Source organism: Companilactobacillus crustorum JCM 15951, assembly GCF_001434585.1.
In the GTDB taxonomy this organism is placed as follows: Bacteria; Bacillota; Bacilli; order Lactobacillales; family Lactobacillaceae; genus Companilactobacillus; species Companilactobacillus crustorum.
The window spans coordinates 1-5159 of the sequence record NZ_AZDB01000063.1; the positions used below are offsets into that span (position 1 = coordinate 1).

Consider the following 5159-nt stretch of genomic DNA (forward strand, 5'->3'; position numbering starts at 1 on the left):
AACTAACAAATTTAAACTTGTCCAGTTTTGATACGAGGAATGTTATTGACATGAATGATATGTTTTCTGGCGCAGATAAACTAACAAATTTAAACTTGTCCAGTTTTAATACTAAAAATGTTACTGACATGTCAGGCATGTTTTCCGGGACAAGTTCACTAACAGATTTAAATTTATCTAATTTTAATACTGAAAACGTGGCTAATATGTCAAGTATGTTTTCCGGAGCAAGTAAACTAACAAATTTAAATTTATCTAATTTTAATACTAGTAAAGTTACTGGTATGCAGACAATGTTTTACGGTATGAATTCCTTAAGCAGTTTAAACGTCTCAAATTTTGATACTAGTAATGTAACTAACATGCAACAGATGTTCGCACAGATGAGTAATACCCCTACCACAGGCTGGAAGTTAGATTTATCTAGTTTTAATACCAAAAATGTAGAAGACATGAGTAGTATGTTTAATAGTTCTCAAAACATTGCGTCACTTGATATTTCCAATTTTGATGACAGAAAATTGTATAGCGCTAATCCGGAACCCAATTCTTCTCTTTATTATATTTTTTTGGATAATACATCTTTAAGTAAAATTAAAGTTGGTGAAAACTTTAAATTAAGTAATGCTTATATACCAGCTGATGACTATCACAACCTTAAAGAGGGTCAAATAAATAATAATACTTGGTTTTCTTATAACAAGGACAATGAAAATAATCCACGACTAGCGGACTTAACAAAATCTGTTCTTGTGGGAGATCTTTTTGATGGTAAAGCACATCAATATGCTGCTGTTCCAGGTGCCCCTTATGAGGGTTCTAAGACCGTTAACATAAAAAACAATCTTGATAAAGATGGTACTAATGTAACCATTCAGGATTCAATAAGTCCTGAGTATATTAATAGTTATCTTTATATTGATGCGCCAAAGAAATCTGGTTACACAGCTAGTCCAACTAAAATTAAGGTAACAGCTACTGCAAACGGATTAGTCGCTTCTCCAGATGAAATTACATATACAGCCATTCCACATACTTCTGGTGGCGGTTCTTCATCTAGTGGATCAACTTCAAATGGCAATATTAAAAAATCAATCCAATACGTAACTGTTAATCCCGACATCGGTCATGCTAATCTTTATACTTTTAGTGGTAAATTAGTCAAGAACCGTGGATTAGACCATGATTCTGATTGGTACAGCGATGAAATAATGACTTTGAAAGGGGATCATTACTATCGTGTAGCTACTGATGAATGGGTTAAAGCAAACAATGTTCATGTATATCAAAACAAAAATAGTGTCGTTGAAACTAAAGATGAACCAGTCACTTCTTTGTCAACGATTTTAGGTACCAAAGTTACCAATCGTGGCCTTGCCAAATATACATCTTGGAAATCCGATAGAACGGTAATAATTGACAGACAGTTGTACTATCGCGTTGCCACTGGTGAGTATGTCAGTGCCTCAGATGTTAATTTAATTTTTTAATTAAGCTGTTTAAAAATTGAAAAATATAGAACTATAAATATCTACAGCAAGAATTCTGATTCACCAGTTGGAAGCTATTTAATGCCAGCTAATGGTCAATATTTCCAAATTTGGTAATGTCGCATAACTTGCCTTTACAATAATAATTAGTTATATTTTTAAGAGGTCGGTGCAAAACTTAGGTTTTGCTCAGGCCTCTATTTTAGTTATCTGAAAATTAAGAAAATAGTATTGTGATTTTCAGTCTTCGAGCTTTGATTTTATTATGTAATTATTTGAATAGAGGATAATAAATGCGGAAAAGAAAAGTATTTCTATTTGTTTTGTTTTCGCTACTGATATTTGTAGGGGGATGCAGTCAAAAAAAGTCATCTCAAAAGATTATCACAACAACGGTTAATACTTATATTGAGCCGATCAAAAGCGTGGTAGGAAATAAATATAAAGTTGAATCAATTATTAAGTCGGTTAACGTTGATCCACATAGTTTCTCACCCTCAAGCAATGATGCTAAACAAATTGCCGATTCAAAAATAATTGTTTCGAGTGGTTTAGGGTATGATGATTGGGTCAATAAAATTGTGACGGCAAATAGTCAAAATAAAAATTTGATTGATTTTGCTGACGTTTTGCATAAAAAAGATGGGGATAATGAACATATTTGGTTTGGGGTTCAAAATATTCAAAAGTTAAGTCAAGCAGTTTACCAGCAGATGATCAAAGTTGATCCTAAAAATAAAGCTTATTATCAAGCTAATTTTAAGGAATATGATTTAAAATTAGCTAGTTTAATCCAAAGAGAAAAAGCTTTAAAGAAATATACCAATGGTAAAAAAGCTTATGTCACAGAACCTTTGCCATACTATATGTTAAAAGATTTAGGTGTAACGATTGCTAATCAACACTTTGCTAAGGCGGTTGAAGATGATACCGACCCTTCCATTGATGATGTTAAAGATATGGAAAATGGCTTAAAGAAACATCAAGTTAGTTTTTTAGTAGTTAATAAACAAGTAACCAGTGGAATTATTACCAAAATGACTGATTTAGCGAAAAAATATCACGTTCCAATCGTGTATTTTACTGAAACTTTACCAAATGATTTAGGATATTATGACTGGATGGATGGCAATATTACTCAGATCGAAAGGATAGTGAAGAAGTAGCTGTGATTGAGGCAAAGGATTTAACAAAGAGATTTGGAAAACAACTGGTATTTGAAAACCTTAATTTTCAGATTCCTGACGGTGAATTTATTAGTTTGATAGGTCCAAATGGATCAGGAAAAACGACTTTAGTTAAGATTATGATGGGATTGGAAAAGAAGACCAGTGGCGAGTTGAGAATCGATAAAAGACAAACTATCGGTTATGTACCCCAATTTCGAAATATAGATTTGGATTATCCATTAGATATTGAACAATTTGTCAGATTAAATTTAAAGTTTACGCTCAGTCCTAATAAGCGCCGAGAAGATAATAAATTGATCGAAACAATTTTGGAAAAGACTAAGTTGACGAGTTTAAAGAATCGGCCATTAGGTTTAGCCTCTGGTGGTGAAAAGCAAAAGGCCTATTTGGCTCAAGCATTGTTGAATGATCCAAAGATTTTGATTTTAGACGAATCAACGGCTAGTTTGGATGTTGAAGTTAAGATGCAATTAATGGATCTAGTTAAAGAGCTCAATGAAAAATATAATTTAACAGTTATCTTCATTACTCATGATTATGAATTGACTAAGAAGTATACTAGTCGGGCTTTATTCTTCAAAAATAAGACCATTGAAGAGGTAAAGGTTGATAATATTTCTGAAGATATGTTTGAGATGGGGAGTTAATTATGTTTGGATATGAATTTATGCGTGAAGCCTTTATTGCCAGTACTTTTATTGCGATAACTGCTGGATTAGTGGGAGTATTTGTTGTTTCAAGAAATATGTCATTTCTTTCGCATACTCTGTCTGAAATTGGATTTGCGGGTGCAGCTTTTGGAATTCTGATAGGAATATCACCATTGGCGGGAATGATTATTTTTACTTTAGTTAGTTCGATAGCTGTTGGTAGTTTGAGCTCCGAATCATCCAGACGAGAGGCTTCAATTAGCGCTATATCGTCGTTATTTATTGGTTTGGGAATTTTGTTCTTATCGTTATCTTCTGAATCAAGTAGTTATGCAACTAATATTCTATTTGGAAGTATCGTCGGTATCAGTTCAAAAGAAGTTAATCAATTGATGATTTTGGCATTATTCGTTATTTTTGTGTTTATTATTTTCTATAAACCATTGTCATTTGATTCATTTGACCATATTGGCGCCCGTGCGGCCGGTTTGAAGACTAGATTACTATCGATAGCCTTTTTAGTAACTTTGGCTCTCAGCGTCAGTATTGGCGCCCAAATTGTTGGATCATTGTTAGTCTTTGTTCTGTTAACTTTGCCCGGAGCAACTGCTAAATATGTCGTTCATACGGTTCCTAAGTTGATTATGGTATCAGTTGGTTTGTCATTAGCTGGAGTTTGGTTGGGATTATACCTAGCTTTCGTGACAAATTGGCCAGTGACTTTCTTTATTTCAGTTTTTGAAGTGATTGCTTACTTTTTAGGATTAAGCTATAAAAATTGGAAATTAAACCATTAAGGATCTGAACAAATGTTAAAAGAATTATGGGATAAATATAAAGATGCGATTCCGTACTTATTTTTCGGAGTCTTAACAACCGTAGTAAACTACTTGGCCTTCGCTTTGTTGTGGCGCGTGATGGGTATGAACTCGCAAATTGCTAATGCGATTGCGTATTTGATTTCAGTTATCTTTGCCTACGTAACGAACAAATTGTGGGTTTTCAATTCTCATACAACTACTTGGAAAGCCTTTTTCCAAGAGATGGGTTCGTTCTTCCTTTTCCGTGGTGGATCTTGGATTATTGATCAAGGAACCATGTTCATTGGTATGATTTTATTACATGGAAATGGATTTATCGTTAAATTGATTGCTAACGTAGTAGTAGTTCTGTTGAATTATATTTTTAGTAAATTTATTATTTTTAGAAAAAGAAATTAAGAGCGTAATAAAAAAACATTCTGACATATTCAGAATGTTTTTTTATTATCTAGAAAGTAAGTTTATGCTTTTCCCGCAACCATTTTTTGATCTCGGCGAATAATCTCATATAAACCAAAGAGCAACAGTAAAATAACCACCGCTATAACGACGGCTTTAGTATTTCCAAAAATTAATTCATCGCCTCCAAAAGCATATAGAAATGAGACTGGAAGTGAACCAATCAAAATACAGAGTGTTTTATTTTTTAATGACATTTTCAATTCAAGGGCAGCGTAATTAACTAATAATGTTGGTAACATGGGAATCGCATAACCGATGCTTAATCCCATTCTAGGATGACGCATGTTCTTTAAACGATCCGCTAAATAACGAAAACGGCTTGGCTTAATTTTGTGGGGGAAAGCTCCCAAAATATTGATGGCTAAAAGATTACCAATAACAATTCCACAAATATTGATTCCAAATCCTAACCAACGACCAAAGCAGATACCTGACAATATGGCAATCGCGGCAATAGGAATACCAGGAATAGCTGATCCTATAGCAATTACGGCCATAAATAAAACGGCGTTATGTTTAGGCTGTTCGTCAAATCAAGTTGATGGC

General features: G+C 33.5%; 6 protein-coding genes. 5 read left to right on the forward strand and 1 reads right to left on the reverse strand.

Translation table 11 applies throughout. The features are described 5' to 3' along the window. From FD26_RS10420 to FD26_RS10440, 5 genes are all read left to right on the forward strand, one after another. The coding region (locus tag FD26_RS10420; RefSeq protein WP_156401809.1) for a BspA family leucine-rich repeat surface protein at window positions 1-1490 on the forward strand (1490 nt) is incomplete at its 5' end. Between the two features lie 293 nt (window positions 1491-1783). Further along, on the forward strand, window positions 1784-2656 hold the full coding sequence (locus FD26_RS10425) for a metal ABC transporter solute-binding protein, Zn/Mn family (protein WP_057868362.1): 873 nt from the start codon (window positions 1784-1786) through the stop codon (window positions 2654-2656). A gap of 2 nt (window positions 2657-2658) precedes the next feature. Next, window positions 2659-3327: an ATP-binding cassette domain-containing protein gene (locus tag FD26_RS10430; RefSeq protein ID WP_057868363.1), complete on the forward strand. Its 669-nt coding sequence runs from the start codon at window positions 2659-2661 to the stop codon at window positions 3325-3327. A gap of 2 nt (window positions 3328-3329) precedes the next feature. Next, window positions 3330-4127, forward strand: coding sequence for a metal ABC transporter permease (locus tag FD26_RS10435; RefSeq protein WP_057868364.1), 798 nt, complete (start codon window positions 3330-3332; stop codon window positions 4125-4127). A 12-nt stretch (window positions 4128-4139) separates the two neighbouring features. Continuing rightward, window positions 4140-4550: a GtrA family protein gene (locus FD26_RS10440; protein ID WP_057868365.1), complete on the forward strand. Its 411-nt coding sequence runs from the start codon at window positions 4140-4142 to the stop codon at window positions 4548-4550. 62 nt (window positions 4551-4612) lie between these two features. Here FD26_RS10440 and FD26_RS10445 read toward each other — a convergent pair whose 3' ends face one another. Next, window positions 4613-5110 carry a TVP38/TMEM64 family protein gene (locus FD26_RS10445; protein WP_057868366.1) on the reverse strand — a complete coding sequence of 166 codons (498 nt, stop codon included), beginning with the start codon at window positions 5108-5110 and terminating at the stop codon, window positions 4613-4615. Window positions 5111-5159 lie beyond the last annotated feature (49 nt).

Bases quoted from the DNA above. Each gene is read 5' to 3' on its own strand.
- FD26_RS10445 (WP_057868366.1), bottom strand. From the start codon at position 5,110: ATGGCCGTAATTGCTATAGGATCAGCTATTCCTGGTATTCCTATTGCC.
- FD26_RS10435 (WP_057868364.1), top strand. From the start codon at position 3,330: ATGTTTGGATATGAATTTATGCGTGAAGCCTTTATTGCCAGTACTTTT.
- FD26_RS10440 (WP_057868365.1), top strand. From the start codon at position 4,140: ATGTTAAAAGAATTATGGGATAAATATAAAGATGCGATTCCGTACTTA.
- FD26_RS10425 (WP_057868362.1), top strand. From the start codon at position 1,784: ATGCGGAAAAGAAAAGTATTTCTATTTGTTTTGTTTTCGCTACTGATA.